8 protein-coding genes are annotated in these 18,771 nt (G+C 67.3%); 2 read left to right on the top strand and 6 right to left on the bottom strand.

The window, feature by feature from the left end; all coding sequences use genetic code 11:
* The first annotated feature begins 74 nt into the window (after window positions 1–74).
* Together ACFO3J_RS04645 and ACFO3J_RS04640 are read left to right on the top strand one after the other, a co-directional pair.
* Window positions 75–7,505, top strand: coding sequence for a DUF6531 domain-containing protein (locus ACFO3J_RS04645; RefSeq protein WP_386426356.1), 7,431 nt, complete (start codon window positions 75–77; stop codon window positions 7,503–7,505).
* A gap of 2 nt (window positions 7,506–7,507) precedes the next feature.
* A complete protein-coding gene (locus tag ACFO3J_RS04640) occupies window positions 7,508–7,930 on the top strand; it encodes a hypothetical protein (protein WP_386426354.1) in 423 nt (140 codons plus the stop codon).
* Window positions 7,931–7,960: 30 nt separating this feature from the next.
* Here ACFO3J_RS04640 and ACFO3J_RS04635 read toward each other — a convergent pair whose 3' ends face one another.
* From ACFO3J_RS04635 to ACFO3J_RS04610, 6 genes are all read right to left on the bottom strand, one after another.
* Entirely contained in the window at window positions 7,961–9,397 is a 1,437-nt protein-coding gene (locus ACFO3J_RS04635) for a tyrosine-type recombinase/integrase (RefSeq protein ID WP_386426353.1), read from the bottom strand.
* 138 nt (window positions 9,398–9,535) lie between these two features.
* On the bottom strand, window positions 9,536–9,796 hold the full coding sequence (locus ACFO3J_RS04630) for a helix-turn-helix transcriptional regulator (RefSeq protein ID WP_386426351.1): 261 nt from the start codon (window positions 9,794–9,796) through the stop codon (window positions 9,536–9,538).
* 450 nt (window positions 9,797–10,246) lie between these two features.
* Window positions 10,247–11,437, bottom strand: a complete 1,191-nt coding sequence (locus tag ACFO3J_RS04625) for a Wadjet anti-phage system protein JetD domain-containing protein (protein WP_386426350.1) — start codon at window positions 11,435–11,437, stop codon at window positions 10,247–10,249.
* A 79-nt stretch (window positions 11,438–11,516) separates the two neighbouring features.
* Entirely contained in the window at window positions 11,517–15,794 is a 4,278-nt protein-coding gene (locus ACFO3J_RS04620; RefSeq protein WP_386426348.1) for a TIGR02680 family protein, read from the bottom strand.
* Window positions 15,778–17,055, bottom strand: a complete 1,278-nt coding sequence (locus ACFO3J_RS04615) for a TIGR02678 family protein (protein WP_386426346.1) — start codon at window positions 17,053–17,055, stop codon at window positions 15,778–15,780. The genes ACFO3J_RS04620 and ACFO3J_RS04615 overlap by 17 nt, the downstream gene beginning before the upstream one ends.
* On the bottom strand, window positions 17,052–18,602 hold the full coding sequence (locus tag ACFO3J_RS04610; protein WP_386426344.1) for a TIGR02677 family protein: 1,551 nt from the start codon (window positions 18,600–18,602) through the stop codon (window positions 17,052–17,054). Before ACFO3J_RS04610 ends, ACFO3J_RS04615 begins: the two co-directional genes overlap by 4 nt.
* Window positions 18,603–18,771: the final 169 nt, after the last annotated feature.

Below are 18,771 nucleotides of genomic sequence, written 5' to 3'. Positions count from 1 at the left end.
GTCCAGGCCGGTCCCGCCGAGCACGGAAAAGCAGCGGTTATCGGCGAGACGTCCATGGAATCCGGGGAGCACACGTGCGTGTGTTGAGGCAGTCACTTCTTGTGCTGGGCGTGCTGATCTCCCTGCTCTGCGGGCTGGTGCAGGCGACTCCGGCGCTTGCTTCGCAGCGGGGTCCCCTGCGGGGCGCGCTGCCGGTCGGACCGCACGCGCCGGTGAAACTGATGGGGCGGCAGCCGGGTCGTCCTACTCGGCCCACGCAGGCCGTGCTCCCCGCGTCAGGGCCGCGGCACGATGTGCTGGAGCGGCTCCGCGGAGAGGTGGCGGCGCGGCAGGCGCCCAAGCCGTCGCGTCCCCAGCGGCGTGCCGCGCGGGGAACGGCCGCGCGCGCAGCGGCCCGGAAGGCGCCGCAGTTCTCCTTCCAGTCGCCGACGGCCGCGCCCTGGGCGGGCCGTGAGGCGCTCGCGCCGGCCGGCCCCGTGCCCGCCGGCTCCACTTACGGTGTTTCCTACGCGCCGCAGCCGCTGACGGTTCAGCCGCGCTACGACACGTTCGGTCTGGAGAAGGTCCGGGTCACCAATACTTCGGCTTTGACCTGGGCCGCCAATTCGCTGTCGCTCGACTACCACCTGAAGCGCGGCGGCGTCGAATACACCAGATCCAGCGGTATCGGCACCCTGCTCACGGTGGCGGTGCCTCCCGGGAATTACATCGATCTGAACGTGTACATCGATGAACTGCCGGAAGGCACCTACCAGCTCAACTGGGATCTGCGCCGGCTCTCCGACAACACGTTCTACACAGCGCTGGGCATACCGGCCTCTGCGGCGGTTCCCATCGTCGTGCCGCACTATGCGCCGACCGCCGAGCTCGCCGGGCCGCTGCAGAACGCCTCAGTCGCCACGCTGAGCCCGCTGCTCGACCTGTACGTCTACGCGGACTTCACACAGGCGACCTCTTCGGAATTCCAGCTCTGCCCGGAAAGCGACACCAGCTCGTCGTCGTGCTGGGACTCCGGCTGGCGGAGCGTTCCGATGAGCGATTTCTTCGCGTCCAGCTATCTTCCCCCGCCGACCGGATTCCTTTCCTGGAACCACACGTACCACTGGCGGGCCCGGGTCAAGGACGCCAGCTTCACCACCCCGTGGTCCGACCTCTCTGCGTTCACCACGGTGGTCACCCCCGCGGCCGGTGCGCACTTCGGCCCCGGCCAGGCCGATCCGGCCGGCGTCGACCTGTTCCAGGGCAACTTCAGCCGTACGGAGACGGACTTCTCGCTGCCCGCCAACGGCGGCAACTTCAGCATCGCGCGGGTCTACAACAGCTCGAACCCGGCGAGCGGTGCCTTCGGGCCCGGCTGGTCCTCTGTCCTGGACTTCCATCAGACCATGTCCGCTGACGGCACCATGGTGGTGACCTACCCGGACGGGCGCCAACTCCACTACGGCCAGAATCCGGACGACAGCTGGGTGCCGGCCTACGGTCAGTCGGACGAGGCCGCATCGGTCGGACCGGGACTGGTCTCGATGCCGGACGGGACCGACTACTACTTCAATGCCGACGGGACGGTGCAGAGCGTCGCCTCGCCGGGCAAGGTACAGACGTACTTCACCTACGGCGCGGCCGGCGGCCGGCTTAGCCGGATCGACCTCGGGACCTACCGGCAGCTCTACGTCCAGTGGAACAGCACCGGGCAGATCAGCGCGATCTCGACCAACGGCGCCGTCCCCGTCCAGCGAGGGCCGGGTATCGAGACCCGGACGTACGCCTACACGAGCAACCGGCTGACCTTCACCTGCAATCAGCGCTGGGACGTGTCCGCGTGCACCGGCTACGCGTACAACGGCCCGAATTCACGGCTGAGCGCGATCACCCCGCCGAACGGCAGCGGGGAAGCCGTCGCGGTCGACTACGCGTCCTCCGGCCGCGTCAGTTACGTGACGCTGCCCAACCCCGGTAACGGCGGGGACCACTGGGCGTACACCAGGTTGTCCGCCGTCGACGCCAACGCCTCCTTCGTGCTGTCGGTCCTGCAGCCCACCGGGCAGGTGACGTACTACCAGTTCGACAGCTTGGGTGATCTCCTCAACCGCTGGTACAGCACCGAGAAACCGCAGCCTTCCAACAACAAGATCTGGACCTACGATCTGTCCGGGCGTCTGTCGGGGACGATCGACGAGAACCAGAACACCGTCGAATACCACTACGACGGCTGGGGCCACCTCGAGGACACCAACCGGATGCGGGACGCCTCGACGGTGGTCAACACCCACTACGAGTTCTTCGCCGGGGACGCCGGCCAGCCCTACGATCCGCAGGACCCGCGAGCGGGCAAGATCACCGAAGCCCACGACGCGGAGCACCATGCGACATTCATGGCCTACAACAACCGCGGCATGCTGTCGACGAGGACGGATCCGCCCCGTGACGCCCAGCACACCGCCGGGGTCACGCACTACCACTACACCTGCGAGTCCGCCGATTGGTCGCCGAGCTCCGGTCCTCCGGTGGTCGACGACCCGGCCAACACGGGTATCGCCCGTCAGCCGTGCGGACTGCTCTCCTCGGTCACCGACCCCGACAACCGGACCACCAGCTACGGCTACGACGCCTACGGCGAGCAGACCAGGATCGTCACGCCGACCGGTGCGACCACCGACCAGTACTACGACGGCCTCGGCCACGTGACCCACAAGGTCGAGACCACACCGGCCGGCCAGACCGCCGCGACGGATTACGTCTACGACGGCGCCGGCCACCTCACGACCCAGACCGATCCGGCCGTGGCCAACCCGGTGACCGGAGTCGTGCACCAGAAGAAGACCGTCGACACCTACGACAAAGACGGCAACCTGCTGACCAGCACGGTCTCGGACACCACGCCGGCCGCGAGTGGCGGTGACAAGGCCCGCACCACCCAGTACGGCTACGACGTGCAGGGTCGGCAGTCCACGGTCAAGGTCGACGGGGTCCAGACATCGGCGAAGACCTACGACGGCGACGGGAACGTCGTCACCAGTACCGACGGCGACGGCGTCGTCTACGACTACCGCTACGAGGACCCCCGTGGTCTGCTGTCCGCGATAGTCCTGCCCAACTGGACGGACAACTACCCCGGAGCGACCCCCCGCACCGTCCCGATCTCCACCTACTACTACGACAACGCCGGCCGGCTGTCGTCCACCGTCGACTCCATGGGGAGCGGGGTGGTCACGTACACGTACACTCCGGACGACCTGAGGCTGACCGAGTCCTTCGAGAACTACACCGAGAGCGGGTCGAAGCCGCGCAGGCTGCCGCTGCACAGCTACACCTACGACCTCAACGGGAACGTAACCAACGACATCTCGGGTGACGACCTGAACAACGTCCCCCGCCGGACCATGACCACCTATGACCCGACCGGCCTGGTGAAGTCGTCCACGGTCGACCCGGGTGGCCTCAACCGGACGACCACCTACACCTACGACCACGCGGGTCTGGTGCTCTCCACCGCGCTGACGGACGGTTCCCGCACCGAACAGACCACTTCCATGTACGAGCCGGCCGGCCGGGTGACCCGGAGCATCGTGGACAACGACGCAACGCCGGACCTGGTCACCGCCTACACCCGGGACGGCAACGGCCAGGTGCTCACCACCACCGACCCGCGCGGTGTGCCGACCCCGACATCGACCCCCGACCCGGCGTACACCACGACCAACGCCTACGACGCCCTGGGACGGTTGAGTACCACCACGGCGCCCATGGTTCAGGTGGAGGACGGTACCGGCGCCGCGGCCGTCGCCGCTACGCCGGGCGTCGGACGCGGCTACAACACCTTCGGTGAACTCAGCGATGTGCGCGATGCCCGCGGAAAGGTCACGCACACGGCCTACGACTCCCGTAGCAGGAAGGTGGAGGTCGACTACCCGACGTCCACCGAACCGAACGGGACGGTCGTGTCGCCCGTGGAGAAGTGGACGTACGACGGCAACGGCAACGTGCTGACACACGTCGACCGGCTCGGCCAGACCACCAACACCACGTACGACAACCGCAACCGGCCGCTCCAGGTGACCGCTCCGGCCGCCACGGCCGGTGGCAGTCGCGGCACCACCACGCTCACGTGGGACGACGACGGCAATCTGGGCTACGAGGCCAGTCCGGCGGGCACCCTCCACTGGTACCACTACGACGCGATGGGCCGTCTGACGTTCAGCGAGCTCACCGAGCGGTTCGTGGACGACGGCACAGGTGAGGCGAGCACGTACGTCACCCAGTACGGCTACGACGAGTACGGCGACCCGGTGCGGAAGACGGGCGCCGGCGCTCCCGCCGCCTACCGCACCTACGACGCGATCGGAGAGGTGACCGCCGACATCATCGGGGGGACGGTCAACCTCACGCTGGCCTACGACTACGACGTCTCCGGGCGCCTCGTCCGCACCACCGACTCCCTCAAGCGGCATACCGACGTCAGCTACGACCTGGCCGGGCGAGCGGTCCGGCAGTCAACGGTGGACGCGAGCGGGAAGACCCTTTCCACCACCTCGTTCACCAACGACGCCGCGGGCAACGTCACCGCTGTCACCGACCCCGACCAGCAGACGTGGCAGTCCGCGTACGACGCGCTCAACCGGCTCGATCAACTCACCGACCCGACGCCCACCGACGCCAACGGGACAGTGCTCCCCGCTCCGACCACCTCCTTCGGGTACGACGCGGCCGGCAACCAGACCCGTGTCACCGACGGCGACAATCACGCCACCTACACTACGTACGACGCCTGGAACCTTCCCTCGGTGCAGACCGCTCCCGCCACGGCCGCCCAGCCGGCGGTCGCCGACCGGACCTGGCAGACCAGCTACAACGCCCTGGGCGAGCCGGTGGCCGGCAGCCAGCCCGGCGGCGTGACCACCACGTCCGGTTACGACCTGCTCGGCCGGCTGACCAGTCAGAGCGGCAGCGGAGCCGAGGGGGCCACCCAGAGCAGGCAGTTCGGCTACGACCTCGGAGGCCGTCTGACCTCCATCAGCGCACCCGCCGGGGCCGAGACCTTCGTCTGGGACGACCAGGACAAGCTCTACTCCTACAGTCGCCCGGCGACGGACGGCACCGGGAACGTCACCTACGCCTACAACTACGGCCCCGGCGGCCAACTGTCCAAGCGCAGCGGGCCGGAGGGCACCTCGTTGTTCTCGTGGAACGCCTCGGGACAGCTGTCACGGTCCGTCGACGCCCTCACCGGCAACACCCGGACGTACAGCTACAACGAGGTCGGCCAGCTGACCCGACAGACCGACAAGACGAGTGGCGGAGCGGTGGCCGACAGCTACAGCTTCGACTACGACGGACTCGGCCGGCCGAGCACCGAAGTGGCGTACGACTCGGCGCAGAACAGCACCGGGCAGATCTCCTACACCTGGGACGGCGACGACGACCTCACCGCCTCCACCGGGACCGGGACCCTGGGCGGAGAATCGAACCGGACCAACCGCTACGACGCCGACAACCGCCTGATCAGCAGCATCGAGCAGGGCACCGAGACCGACTACAGCTGGGACGGGGCCGGCAACCGGCTCTCCTCCACCGTCTCGACGCTGAGCGGCGGCGCCAAACTCAACCCGGTCACCACCACGGCGCAGTACGACGAGCGCGACCGGCTGATCCGTACCGACAGTCCCCAGGCGGTCACCACGTACCAGTGGCGAAAACGCGGCACCCTGGACTCGACCACCACCACCCCGACCGGGGGCAGCCCCGTCACCACCACCAGCCTCTCGGACGCGTTCAACCAGGAGGTCAGCGACGGCGGTACGCGCAACTCCTACGACGCGCTCGGCCGGCTGGCGGTCAGCGGCGGGCAGACCTTCCAGTACGACGGACTGGACAGCGATCCCTCCTCCGACGGGGCGTGGCTCTACGCACGAGACGCCGCCGGCAACGCGGTCAGTGCGAAATCCCCGGCGGGGCAGACCTCCTCGCTGCTGACCAACACCCACCACGATGTGATCGGCGCCGCCGACCCGGCTAGCGGCGGTCTGCGGGCCGCACAGAGCTTCGGGCCGTTCGGGGAACAGGCCGCGCACTCAAGTGCACTCAGTCCCCTCGGCTTCCAGGGCGACTGGACCGCCGGCTCCGGCAAGGTCGACGCCGGGGCGCGCTGGTACGACCCGTCATCAGGAACATTCCTCTCCCAGGACAGCGCACCGGGGCCGATCTCGGGAGCCGCTTCGGCGAACCTCTATGGCTATGGAGCAGGCAACCCTGCCAGCGCCTACGATCCCTCCGGACACTCTTTCCTCAGCGTGCTGGAGGGTGCCGCGAGCGACACGTTCGACGGCATCACGGCCGGGCTGGGCGACGTGGAGGCAGCCGGCGATGCGATCATCAGGGGGGCCGGCGCCGCCATAGCCGACGCGGCCCCGGAGATCGCCGACGCGGTCGGCACCGCCCTGGTGGACGCCGGCATCGACATCGCCGCGGGTGCGACCTGCGTCATCGGCTGCGCCGAGGCGCTCGTGGCCGGCGCAGTCGTCGTGGTGATGATCGCCGGGATCAGCTATACGCTCAGCGTCGGAGTGGACGGCACGCTGTACACCGAGGGTCCGACCACGGCCCCGGTGACTACCCCGACCAGCGTCGGCACCACGACCGCGACTCCCAACCCGGAGCCCGCGCCGCCAGGCCCGGTCACACCGCCGAAACCCGTCCTGACGTCGGCTACCAACACCACGAGCTGGTCGGTGACCACCTCCTGGTACGACGACACGTACCTCTACACCCGCACCGACACGTACGTGCAGACCGTCACCACCTTCTATGTCGACGGGGTCCGGAGCGGCTCGTCCACCCAGCTGGAGCACAGCTGGCGGACGGTGGCCCAGGAACTGATCCCGACTGAGGATGCGTTCCGGGCGCCCACCCCCAGGGTCAACAAGCCCGTCCCACCGGGTCCCGGCGGCATCGCCGACCCGGATGGCCAGTGCGGCGCCGGCGGCTCGGCCGCGACATGCCTCACCGGCATCGGCTCCCGTGTCCCGGTCGACGCCGCCCCCGACACCGCCACCGGCGGCGGCACAGGCGGCGGCGGAGGTCCCACCGGCCCGCCAGCTGCTGGCGGTTGCACCCCGGGGCCGGACGACGGAGAGTGGGTCGACCCGAACCTGATCAACTTCTCCCAGCGCACGGTGTCACCCAATGACTACGTGGAGTCCATGCTCGATGGCGGTTGGGACTGGAACCGGCCGGGTACTGCTCTGCGAGTGATCGAACGCGACGGGCAGCTGGTCAGCTACGACAACCGACGGCTGGACGCTTCCCGGGATGTCCGATCGCGGAACCCCGACTATAGAGTCAAGGTGGAAAGAGTCGACCCCGAGAGCGCGAACCCGGAGAAGTCGTCCGGCATGTCCTGGGACCAGAGTTTCGAGAAGAGGATGAGATCCAAGCGTAACCAGGACGAGAACGGGTGCCGTGTTCCGTGGCAAGGGCTCAGCGAGCGGCCCGAAGTCGAGGGGAAGTAGTGGTGAGCCGGATTTCCGAATTGTGGTTCGCAGGTGAGGCACCCGGCCGCGACGGGCTGTACCGGGCGGACGGCTCCGCCCGCGTGGTCGAGATCGATGGTGCGAAGCTGTCCTGGTTCGACCTGGGCATTCCGCTTGATCTGAACGCGCTGCTCGCCGAAGTTCCTGACGAGGTGACCGAAATCGACGTGAGCGCGGAGGCGGAGCTTCCCGACTGCTCCGGGTACGTGTGCTGCGGCGATGGCGCGCATGGCTCAGAGGGGTTCTTCGCCCGTTTGGATCGGGACAGGAACCTGGTGTGGCTGGTGTCGTTGAGGGACTCCAATCCCTTCATGAAGGTGGCGGTCGACGGTTCCCTGGCCACGTTCACCAACAACCTCGGCAACTCGGTCGTGGTCGACCTCGCTGAGGCGGACTTCGCCTGACCGCTGGCTCGCAGGTCAGCCGCTATACGGTCAGCACTCGATGACGTTCACCGCGAGCCCGCCCCGGGCCGTCTCCTTGTACTTGACCTTCATGTCAGCGGTGCCCCATGCGATGGCCGTGACCTGCGGTTTCAGTGACTCCGGGCTGAGCCAGGACGGCACCAGGGACTTCTCAGGGACTTTCCGCTGGTGGTCGCTCGCCAGCCAGGTGTCCATCACGGCCAGACCCCGCTGGCCAGCCCCGGGCATGAAGTGGGCGTAGTGGGCAAGCGTGATGTTCGGCGAGGAGTGCCCGAGCCAGGCCGACACGCTGACGATGGACTCGCCTGCCTCCAACTGCACGCTGGCGTAGGTGTGCCGCAGAACGTGGAACATGTCGCGCCGCGAGCGTTCGAAGACGGGATGACGACGGGTGCGCGCACCGTGCTGCTCCACCTTCCGGCCGACCTCGTCGAGCACACCGGCGCGCGCGAGCGCCGGCTTCCAACTCCGTTCGTTCCAGGTCTTGTAGTTGATCCGCAGTCCGTGCGAGGAACTGAGCACGAGCCGCACCGTGATCGGCTTGCGCTGGCGCTCTTCGAGGTCGGTCGTCGGCTCCTCGGGGTTCCGCCACGGCAGGGTGCACGCGACCGGAGGGAAGCGCCGGAAGTGGAGGCGCGCCCTTCGAGCGAGGTTGGGGGAGAGGGGCACCTCGCGGGTCTTACGGCCCTTGGGAAGGCAGAAATACGGTCGGCCCTTCGCGTCCCAACGGAGCTGCCGCCGGACGCGTACGACCATGGCCCGGAAGTCGAAGTCCTCTTCACCGAGACCGAACGCCTCGCCCTGACGAAGTCCGAGGCCGAGCCCGAGGTCCACGGCGAGCTGATAACGCTCCTGCAGACCGGCCCGCACGGAATCAGCGGTCGTCCGGGGCCATGCCTGCGCCTTCTTCTTGACGGGCTTCGGCCGCTTCACGCTGCGGTTGGCTGCCACCGGGCTCTTGGCCAGGCGCTTGTCGTCGACTGCGGCGTTGAGAATGGTGGTCAAGTGGATCCAGATGACCTCGGCGGTCGACTCCTCGACACGTGCGAGCAGACCCGCCTTGAACGTGCGGAGAGCTGAGGCGTCGATCCCCCGCAGGGGATACGCGCCGAGGAGCGGAATGATGTGGTTCCGGACACGGCTGCGCATGGGCGCGGCGGTCGAGGGTTCGTCGGTCCGGCTGGGCCACCAGCAGTCCTCGATGTAGGCGGCGAGGAGGATGTCGCCGTTCCTCGGGTCGACGAACTCCTGCCGCGAACTGTCCGCCTGGGCCACGGCGAGCCACTTCTTCGCGTCCTCGCTGGAATCGAAGGACCGGTCCTGGACTCCGGGTATGCCTTTGACCCGATAGCGTTTTCCCTTCCCCCACAAAGAGGTGCGCTCGCGTTTGCCGGTTTCCTTGTCCGGCCGCTTCTTGAGCCATCGGTCTTCTATGTAACCTGCCATCATTGCTCCCCTGCCTGCTTGAATATGCCCTTCCGATCACGACGGTGTTGGGAACGCTTCTTCGAGGCAGGTCGGATCCCGCTGTGGGACGCGAATACGGTGTCGTTTGGGTGTCGTTGCTCTGAGGAGTCGAAGGCCTCACGGTGTGCGTCGCTGCGGTTTCCGGTTCAGCGGATTCAAGGCGGGATTGGACCGAGAGTCGGCCTTCTCCTGCTGATCAACCCATTCGTTGAGTGCGGCGACCCTGTACATGACGCGTCGGCCCATGCGGAAACTGGGCGGCCCCTGGCGGCGATGCCGCCACACGTAGAGGGTGTTGGCGGAGATGCCGAGGTAGGCCGCAGCGCGCGGCAGGGTGAGGAACGCGGGTTCGGGCCGGTGCGTGCTGCTGCTGTCCATGACGGGGTCCTCCTGCGGGCGGGAATCAGCTCGTCGCAAGAGTGCGGGAAGCGTCCGGGCTTGGACGTTCCGCGCATCCGTGATAGTGAGCCAGATAGTGGAGCGGGTCGACGTCCATCTGGCGCAGCTCGAGTAACCTCAGAGTGAGAATTGCTCGCCGTTCTGCATTCGGCCTGGCGGACCTTCAGTTGCGGACCGTTCCTCTTTGCTTGCGCCCGATCAAAGAGGAACCATCCGGGCTGCGGCGTCATTGCGTAATGCACACGATCCCGTGCGCCCCGAAGGGCTGACGAAGCACAGCTTCGCTTCACTGCAGGCACATGTGAGCGCGACCTGCCAGGAAGCAGATTTACGTATGGGGGCTGCTGCTGGGTGTTTGGTTCTAAAAAATTGAGGTGATAGGGCGATGCTCGACTTCGCCGGCGGAGCTGTCCGCGATCCCGAACGGATTCAGAACGGTTTCAGCTCGGCCAGCCGACTGTACAGATACGGGAGAACCTGTTCGTGCAGGCCCTCTTGTTCGCAGCGGAGCCCTCCGTGCTCGATCATGGCGGCCACCAGACCCTTGAAGTGACTCGGGACGGTGTCGGCCTGCTGCTTTGCCCTGTTCAGCCACTTTTCGAGCTCAGACGGTTCCTCCACGAGTTTGCACCCGCGACGGTACAGCTCCGCGTCCATCGCGATCGGCTGGATGCTGCGACCGCTCCTGTCCGCGAGGTCGAGGATGATGTCGATGCCCGGCGGGTCGAGATCCCCCCAGGCCGTGATCGGCAACGACTCGGGCACGCAGCTACTTAGGAAGTGCACCAGTGCTCTGGAGGCGAATCCTTCGGTCCAGATGCAGAGCCAGTTTCTGGGGACGCTGGTGCGCGAGGCGACCGCTTCGAAAGTCTCCTGGTTCTCGATGAGGAAGATGCCACAAGCCTGGAGGTCGAACCGGCCGTCTCTCGTAACCGCCCAGCCGGGGAGCTCGATGAAGGGCTCAGCGAGGGTGAGGTCCGCTACAAGGCCCTGCCGGTGCCATTCGGCCGGGCCGGTCATCCTCAGGCCCGTGTCGCTGGTGTGGACGGCCTCCGTGAACGGGAGGCCGACCAGGTTGGCGAAGGCAGCCTTGGAGGCTTTGGTCCATGTCTTAGTTCCACCGAGTGCCAGCAATGCCAGTTCACGCTCGCTGCACTTCCAGCCGCGACTCTCGGTGCGGAACCACTCGGCTGCTGCCCGCAACGCGGCGCAGTACGTCACCCAGTGAGGAGTTGCGGCGCGTGAGCCATCAGGGGGCACACGTCTGTTGTCGTCCAACAGTGACGCGAGCAGTTCATGTTCTGTGGCCAGTTCCGCTACGTCGGCGATGGCTGCCAGAGTCTCGGCACGTTCCCGCATCAGGCGATCACGTTTGATGATGGCTCGGTACCGGGCCTGGCCGCGCTTCGTGCGGATCGGCCCGCCGGCACCGATGATCAGCATCCGGAGCGGCAGGGTGTGCCGACTGCCACGCAGCACTGTGTCGGCGCGTGCAAGCTGAACGCCTGTCGCATTGACGGCGTTACCGAACAGGTCGATGAGATCGGCGCGTTCACGGTCTGTCATCCGCAGGCTAAGGCGGCGGTCCATCTTTCCACCGTTGGCGATGTGCTGGCGCACGCGGGCACAGAACAGGGCCCCGCCCGGGCTGGCCGCCCACTGCGCGAGATCGGGGTGGAGGGCGACCCGGGTTCCCACGTCAGTCGAGGTCCATGTCATCCAGCAGCCCCCCGGTCCGGCGGTAGGTGGTGGCGTCCTCGTCCGTGTCCTCGAACTCCTCCTCGCTCTCAGGCTCGTCGTCCAGATCTTCGTCCTCGTCGGTGTCGTCGTCAGCCTGTTCGTCGTCGCCGAGTTGGTCGTCAGCGTCAAAGTCGAGGCTGCTGCCGCCGAGCAGCGCCGGATCGAGCATGAGGTGCCGCTGGGCCCCGTCCCAAATGATGGGGGTGGTGAGGACTCCCTCCGTCTGCGGATCGCGAAACAACTGGTAGGTCGCCACACCTGGGACTTCCTCGTAGAAACCCCATTCGTCATGGCTCGCCATGACGAAGTCGAGGTCGAGTTGGATGAGCAGTCCCATGCACTCGCTCCGCATCTCGACATCGATGCCGGCGAACGCCTCGTCCAGGTACACCGGGCGCGGAGCGGTCCGCGCAGCTCCGGCGTAGTGGGCCGCGGCGGCGGCGAAGAGGGGAAGCTGCAGCATGACGGCCTTCTCCCCGCCCGATCCTTTGCCGTGCATACCGGCGTCGATGTCGGTCCATCTCTGTTGCAGGCCGGTTTTGTACTGGACGCGGATCCGGCTCCAGGTGCGGTAGTCGAGGGCGATGCGCAGGTGACTCTTCCAGTCCACTCCGCCTTCTGCCTCCCTGGCCACGGCAATCTGTCGGCCGAGGAAAGTGATCAAGTGTTCGCGGGCTTCGTCGGGAAGGAACCGGCTGGCCTGCAGGTCCAGCGTCGCCAGTGCCTCACGGGTCTCGTCGCCCCTGTCGGGATCCGGCTCCCATACCAAGCGCATGACATGCCCCGAGGCCGTGCGGCGCAATCCGAGAAGCCTGTTCATCTCATCGATGAGCGCCTTGGCCCGTGCACGGCGACGGCGCAGATGGTCGCCCACCTGCCCGAGCAGGACCTCCGCGAATAGGTCGTGTTCAGTCGCGTCGAGCAGGCGGTTTCGCTCGCGGACTTCCCGCTGGACGATCGCGAGCCCTTCCGCGACAGTGAGGTTCTGGCCGTTGTGGAACAGGCGAACGGAGACGAGCCGGTCCTCGTTGCTAGCCCGTACCTTCCAGTCCGGACCCGCCAGCACGACCTCGAGATCTTGGCGGGCGTGGTCCACATCGTCGCGGGCCTGGTCGAGGGCCCGCAGATCCGAGGGATCGTCGACGAGCTGCCGGATCAGAGCGTGTGCAGCTGCGACAGCGTCGAGTGCGTCCACGTTCGGCTCCTCTGCGGAGGCCAGCGCGAGGAGCCCGAGCCGGCCGAGCTCCCGGTAGTGTCCACCCCGCTCGTCCAAAGCCTGCTCGCGCTGCTCGACGATGCTGTGGGCCTGGGCGTGCGCCGCCTGGGCGAGCGTGTCCTGCTTGATTGCAGCCTCCAGAGCAGCCAGGCTCCCGTTTTCCATGGCGAGGTTCTTCGCGAGGCCCGCCTCGGCAATGGCGAGTTTCTTCAGCACATCGTCGACATCCGCCCCGACAACACTGCGCCGTACATCATGCCGTCGGCGCTTCCTCTTGGCATCGCGCTCGGCGTCGCCCAGGTCGGTCCCCGCCAGTTTCTGATGGGCTCGACAGGTGGTCAGCAGTTTGCCAGCGCTGGCGCACTGCTCAGCCCGGGCAAACCAGGCGGCCAGTTGGCGAAAGAGGTCGCCAAGGCTGGACCTGTATTCAGCGAGCGCCTGCTGCTCCGTGGCCAGTGCTTCCAGCCGCGTGTCGGTTGAGCGTTGCCTGGCGTAGCACTCAAGCTCCGCGCATGCCTCCTTCCAGGTGGTCTCGTTCTCGTCCAGCGCCGCCTTGTCGACTTGGCTTTGTGCGCTGTGCGTTTCAAGTACGAGCCTTGCCGCCGACAAGGCGACCTGGCAGTCTCGCAGCGGCAGGTCGAAGTCGGCGACTTCGTCGCACTCGGCCCGTAGGTCGTCCATCCGCTCGCTGAGGCGCTGCTGCCGTTTGTTGATCTGTACGATTTGGCCGTCCAGTTCGAAGAGTTGATCGTCCAGCGCCCGCAGCCGACGGCGGCGCTCGGCCTGGCGGGCGGCGGCGCCGATGTAAGCCGCCTGCGTCGCCGTGGTACGGCCGTGGATCGGGCCGATCCGCCAGGAGCCGTCGGTCGACACCCAATCACCCGGCGGGTGCTCCGCGTTTGCGGGGGCGAGCGCGATAGCGGCGAGAACGCTCGTGGTCACCCGTGACGGAACGATCTCGTGGTCGACGGCGTGCAGGACGTCAGCGAGGGAACGGCCGAGGACAGGCTGCCGGTCAGTGGGCAGGAGACTGTCAAGAGTGCTGCCGTCCAGCAGCCCTCCCGCAGGTGTGACCCATGCATCCAGTACCCCCGAACCGAGCAGAGCGGCCTCCAGGCCCGCCCGGGCCCGGTCGTCGACGTCCGATGCGAAGTCGAGCAGCCGCCACAACGGAGCGCCGTCGGCGGCGACGCTACGATCCCGCCGCTCGTGCGTCGGGGCCGTCGGCAAGGGATCCGTCTCCTGGGCGACGCGCAGCCGCCGGGCGGCAGTCTGGTCCCTCTCCTCCTGCAGGATACGGATTTCGGCGACCAGGTCTGATGCCTGTTGAGCGAGCAGATCCCCTCGGGGGCGGGCGAGGCGGGCGACCTCCTGGGAGAGGATGGTGGCGCCCGGAAGGCCGAAGGTCGCCGCCAGTGACTGGAGCTCACCCAGTTCGACGTCGCTCAGGAGCAGTTCCTGGCACCGCTCACTCCAGTCGACGAGCTTGACCCGCAGCTCATCGATCCGTTCGGCGAGGTGCTTCTCGCCTTCGTCCGCGGTCCGTTTGGCCGTTCCGCGCATCGCCAAGGTCTTCTGGAGGGCTTCGTCTGCTTGATCGCGTGCGGCCTTGGCGTTCTGCGTGGCCTGGGCCAGAGCGACGGCACGCCGAAGAACGTTCGCGCGGGCTTCGACGTGGCCCAGGAGCGCGGCCTCCGCCTGGGCGGGGTCCTTGCGGACAACGGCGGCGAGTTCGATGTGGGCATCCCCGATGCGAGTTCTGCCCGCCCGTGTCAGAGCCTGCCCCTCGGCGTCCAGCAGCACGGCGGCAACTGCTTCGAGAAGCCGAGACTGCTCGGCTGCTGCGCGTTCCGCCGCAGTCGTGGCGGACGCTGCCGCCTCCAGACGCTGCCGGAGGTCGGGGAGCTTGGCTTCCGCTTCCTCGGCCTGCTCCTGAAGCCGGCTGAGGAGTTCGTGCTGATCCATCAGCGGGTCGGTGCGCAGTTCCTCGACGGCGATCCGGAACGTCTCGCGCTCGTCCAGGAAACGCTGCCGCTCTTCCTGCCTATCCTTCAGTGCTTTCCCGGTCCGGTCGACCTTGTCGGCAGCGTTCTTACTGCTCTGTCGCGCCTCGGTGAGCTGGGAATCCGCCTCGGCCAACCGTTCAGCGATGCTCCTGGTCCACCGGCGCGCGTAGCGGGAATACACCGACAGGAAGGAAGACATGCCCAGTTGATGCCGCTCCTGCTGTTCCAGGTCGTCGCGGTCTCGAGCCAACTGATCGAAGCGGACGGCTAGGTCGTCCAGCAAGGCCGTACTGACCGGTGGCAGTCCGTTGCTCAGCATCCGGCTGAGCCGCTCGCCGTTGAAGTTCTCGCTCAACTTCGGCTTACGCAGGACCAGCAGGAGTTCCACCAGGGCAGCCAGCTTTCCGACACCGAAGCCGAACAGGCGCTTGGCGACGGCTGTTCGGTACGCGCGCCGCTCCTCGAAGACGTCGTCGGGCTCCAGCCGGACCTCCAGCTGCTTGCGCAGGTATGGCTGTCTCTGCTCGTTCAGCAGACTGAAGTCCTGGCCGATACGCTTGGCGGTGACGAAGAACCAGGGCTTGTGGACTCCTCCCTTGACGGACGTGCTGCCCCTCATCCCGATACCGATGGTGACGAACTCAAAGCTGCCGTCCTCGGTGACGCGCCCGTACTCGCACCAGCTGTACCCGACGCGATGGCCGCGCCCTCGATGCAGGAGGTTGTCCCGCATCGGGCGTGCGGTCGAGCCGAACGGGTCCAGCCGCCGAGCGCTGAGCAGTGCGTCCAGCAGCAGCGGGCTGGTGACCTCCATCACCTTGGTCTTCCCGGCCCCGTTCCGCCCGCGCAGGATCAGCCCGTTGCGGTAGGAGACGAACTCCTGCTCCTCGTACTCCCACATACCGATGAGGCCCAGACGCAGCTGCTGGAACCGCTCCCGTTCCGGTACCGGCAGCTCCCCGTCGAGGATGCGCTGCAGCGCGGGCGACGGTGTTCGGTCAGTCGGCGATGCCATCGGGCGGACCTTCCGGGGGCGAGGGGCGAGAGGGCTGCGGCCTGCTCCGGCGGAGCACGTCGGGGTCCTGGCCGAAGAGCAACAAGTTCTCCCCGGTGACACGGGCGCCGCGTCCCGAAGGGTCGCGGTAGCGGGCGAGGGCAGGACGGACGAGTACAGCGTCCTCATGAGGGTCGACGAGCCCGAACTGCATCAGCACGGGCACGGAATACCTCAGCACGACGGAGCCGGTCACGGGCTTGCGCTCGATGTTCGGAACGACGCGGCGGATCTGCTCCGCGACCAGGCCCACCAGTTCGAAGAGTCGGTCGTTCCCGACTATGAAGCTGCCTGTCTGCCCCGGGGCGGCCTCTGCGGCCAGCAGGTCCGCGAGTGCCAGCGCCGCCACCGAGACAGCGCTGGCCGCAGGGAACTCCGTGTCAGAGAAGCGGGAGTCGACGATCGCGAGACCCTCGGCCCGCACCTCCACCCGAGTGTCGAGCCCGAGGACGAGTTCCGCCGCCAACTCCTCCCGGTGAACCGACAGGTACTCCCGCTGGTCCGACGGCAGGTCTTCCATGTAGACGACCGGGTCGTCGACCAGACGGCGCATGAGCGCCTGCCGAAGCTCGGTATCGGTCCTGGCCCCCCGCCCGGGGTCCCCTTCGGTGACGCGCAGTAGCGTTTCCGGGCCGGCGGCCTGACTGGGAGGGACCGGGCAGACCACGGCGGAGGCGGCCAAGCGGTGGTCGACGTCGTACACGGCATTGCCGTGGCCGGCGACGTATGCCTGTTCCGAGTCGACCGTGACGCCTGCCTCCCGGGGAGACCGCAGAATGCCGCCCTCCGCGAGGAGCCGGAGCGCTGCGACCAGATCACGGCGCTCCCGTGTCGAGGTGGCGTCAAACCTGCGCAAACCGCGGTGCGCGGTGGTGAGAGCGGTCACGCGGTCGGCAAGCTCACTGATCACGGTCTGCCCAGCGCAGTCGACCAGGACCGCCAACAGCATGCAGTACAGTGCGCACTGCCTCGGGGTGGGGACGGTCGGATCGGGATAGCGCCCGGGATCCTCGGGGATCTTGAGCAGCCGAATCAGGTCGCGCTCGACCAGCAGCGGCCAGCCCAACTGGCGGTCGAACCAAGCACGCAGTTCCTTCTCGTGCCGACGGGCCTGATCGACCAGTCGCCTGTGCCGGCCCTCGCGCCGAAGCACGGGGGTGTGCAGCAGAGTGCGAACAACCTCGCGGCGTTCGTGTCCCTCCTGCCCGGTCCAGCCTTTCACCGGCGCCCACGCTCCTCCACCGACAGCGTCAACTCGAAATCCTGCGTGCTCAGCGCTCCGCCCCGCAGCTCCACGGCGGCGGCCGCCCGTTCCGCCGCGGGTCTCAGCGTGATCAACAGGCGGCCGTCGGGCGTCCGCGTACGCCGGATGCCCCCGCTTCGCTGCCGCGTCGACAGGACGAGCCCCAGACAGTTCAGGAAGACCTCCGCCTCGGCAGAATTCAGCCGACCGAGTTCCGACAGCCGCACCGGGCCTCTGGCTGCCAGCGACAACTCCGCACCTTCCGTTGTCGCATGTTCCTGCTTCTGCCGGGCGGCCAACAGGCTCTTGGCGCGCCGCGGGTCGCGGACCCTCGGCGGAGGTCCCGCGTGCGCCCGAGGCCCACGCGAGCGCAACTCTGCAGACACCGGAGCCGGCTCACTCTGCCACCAGCCGACCTCGGGTCGCACATCGCAGTCGTCCTCGAATGCACCGGGATTCCCCAGATGCCGGGACGAGTAGGAGCCGAAAGCCGTACGCCACAAGGAGGTGGTCTCCCGCCCGCCGCCGGTTCTGTCGAAGCCGTCGAACCAGCCGGCCAGGGCCACCAGGTCAGCCGTCCGACTCGCCCGCCGGAACCGCTGGTCGTTGATGTGCCCGACGGTCATGATGATGAAGGCGATCGCATCGGAGGCCCGGTCGAGCAGCAGCTCGGCGACCGGCGGACGATCTCCGGCGGCTACGAACCAGCGACGCAGTCCTTCCCACAGCTCTCGCATCCGCTGCGCCTCACGGACGACGACCTCCTCGTGGCTGACACCCAGGACGGGCGCGGCCTCGAGCGCCGCCATCTCGGTGAGCCGGGCCAGGAGCCCCGCCTGTTCCAACTGAGTGATCAGCTTCGCAATCGGAGGAGCGCTCTGGTGCAGGACGACCGTGAAGGTCTGCAGATACCCCACCACGACATTCTTGTAAGCGATGAACGCCTCCGGATCCCTGATCTCCTCCGAAGCCAGCGAGCCGTTGAGGCCCTGGACGAAGAGCTTCGCGTCCTCCGACAGCCGCACGAATCCCTCCGTCGTGCGCCGGAAAGCGCCGAGGTCGCCGCTGAGGTCGCCGTCCTCCTCGCGAATGGCACGCAACAGTGCCGCAAGGGATGAGAGGATTTCCGGAAGCATCGATGCCTGCAGTGATCCAGCATCTGACATGTCCTCGTCGATTCGAGTCATCTCGCGATGGACCCGGGCGCCGGCCGAGGTCAGCTGGTACAGGTAGTCCCGTTGTAGGTACTCCTCGGGCGTGGTGGTGTGCCGGGTGTTGTGAATCCGGTCCACATTCCGCCAGCCGTTCAGGTCTTCGAGCAGGCCCTCGACCGCCGGAAGGGCCTCCAAAAGGTCCGGTTCGTTTGCAAGGTCTTCCTGGACCCGCTGCTTGATCTGCGCCGTGCTGAGGTGGACGCCGAGACGGGCCTCCTCGTCCAGCAACACACCCAGGACCAAGCGATAGAACAGCGTCTTCTCGTGGTTGAGGTAGGCCACAATCTTCATACGCCCGCCGAATGCGGCCACGCGCGCTACTCCCGTCCCCCGGGTCACAACCGCATCGAGCCGTCAGATGCCCCCACATCCTGCTTGCGCTGCGGAACCTTCGTTCACAGAGAGTACAACTGGCTCTGGCATCTACGTCGCTTCTCGGTGCAGTTGGGTCAATAGCACTGGTTGCAAGCACCAACGCCCA

Origin of the sequence: Streptomyces polygonati, from assembly GCF_042650325.1 — a bacterium.
GTDB classification, from domain to species: Bacteria; Actinomycetota; Actinomycetes; order Streptomycetales; family Streptomycetaceae; genus Actinacidiphila; species Actinacidiphila polygonati.
This window is presented reverse-complemented; position numbering and strand designations above follow the sequence as displayed.

Coding starts and splice junctions, on each gene's coding strand:
- ACFO3J_RS04620 (WP_386426348.1), bottom strand. CDS start 15,794: ATGGCATCGCCGACTGACCGAACACCGTCGCCCGCGCTGCAGCGCATC.
- ACFO3J_RS04630 (WP_386426351.1), bottom strand. CDS start 9,796: ATGGACAGCAGCAGCACGCACCGGCCCGAACCCGCGTTCCTCACCCTG.
- ACFO3J_RS04635 (WP_386426353.1), bottom strand. CDS start 9,397: ATGGCAGGTTACATAGAAGACCGATGGCTCAAGAAGCGGCCGGACAAG.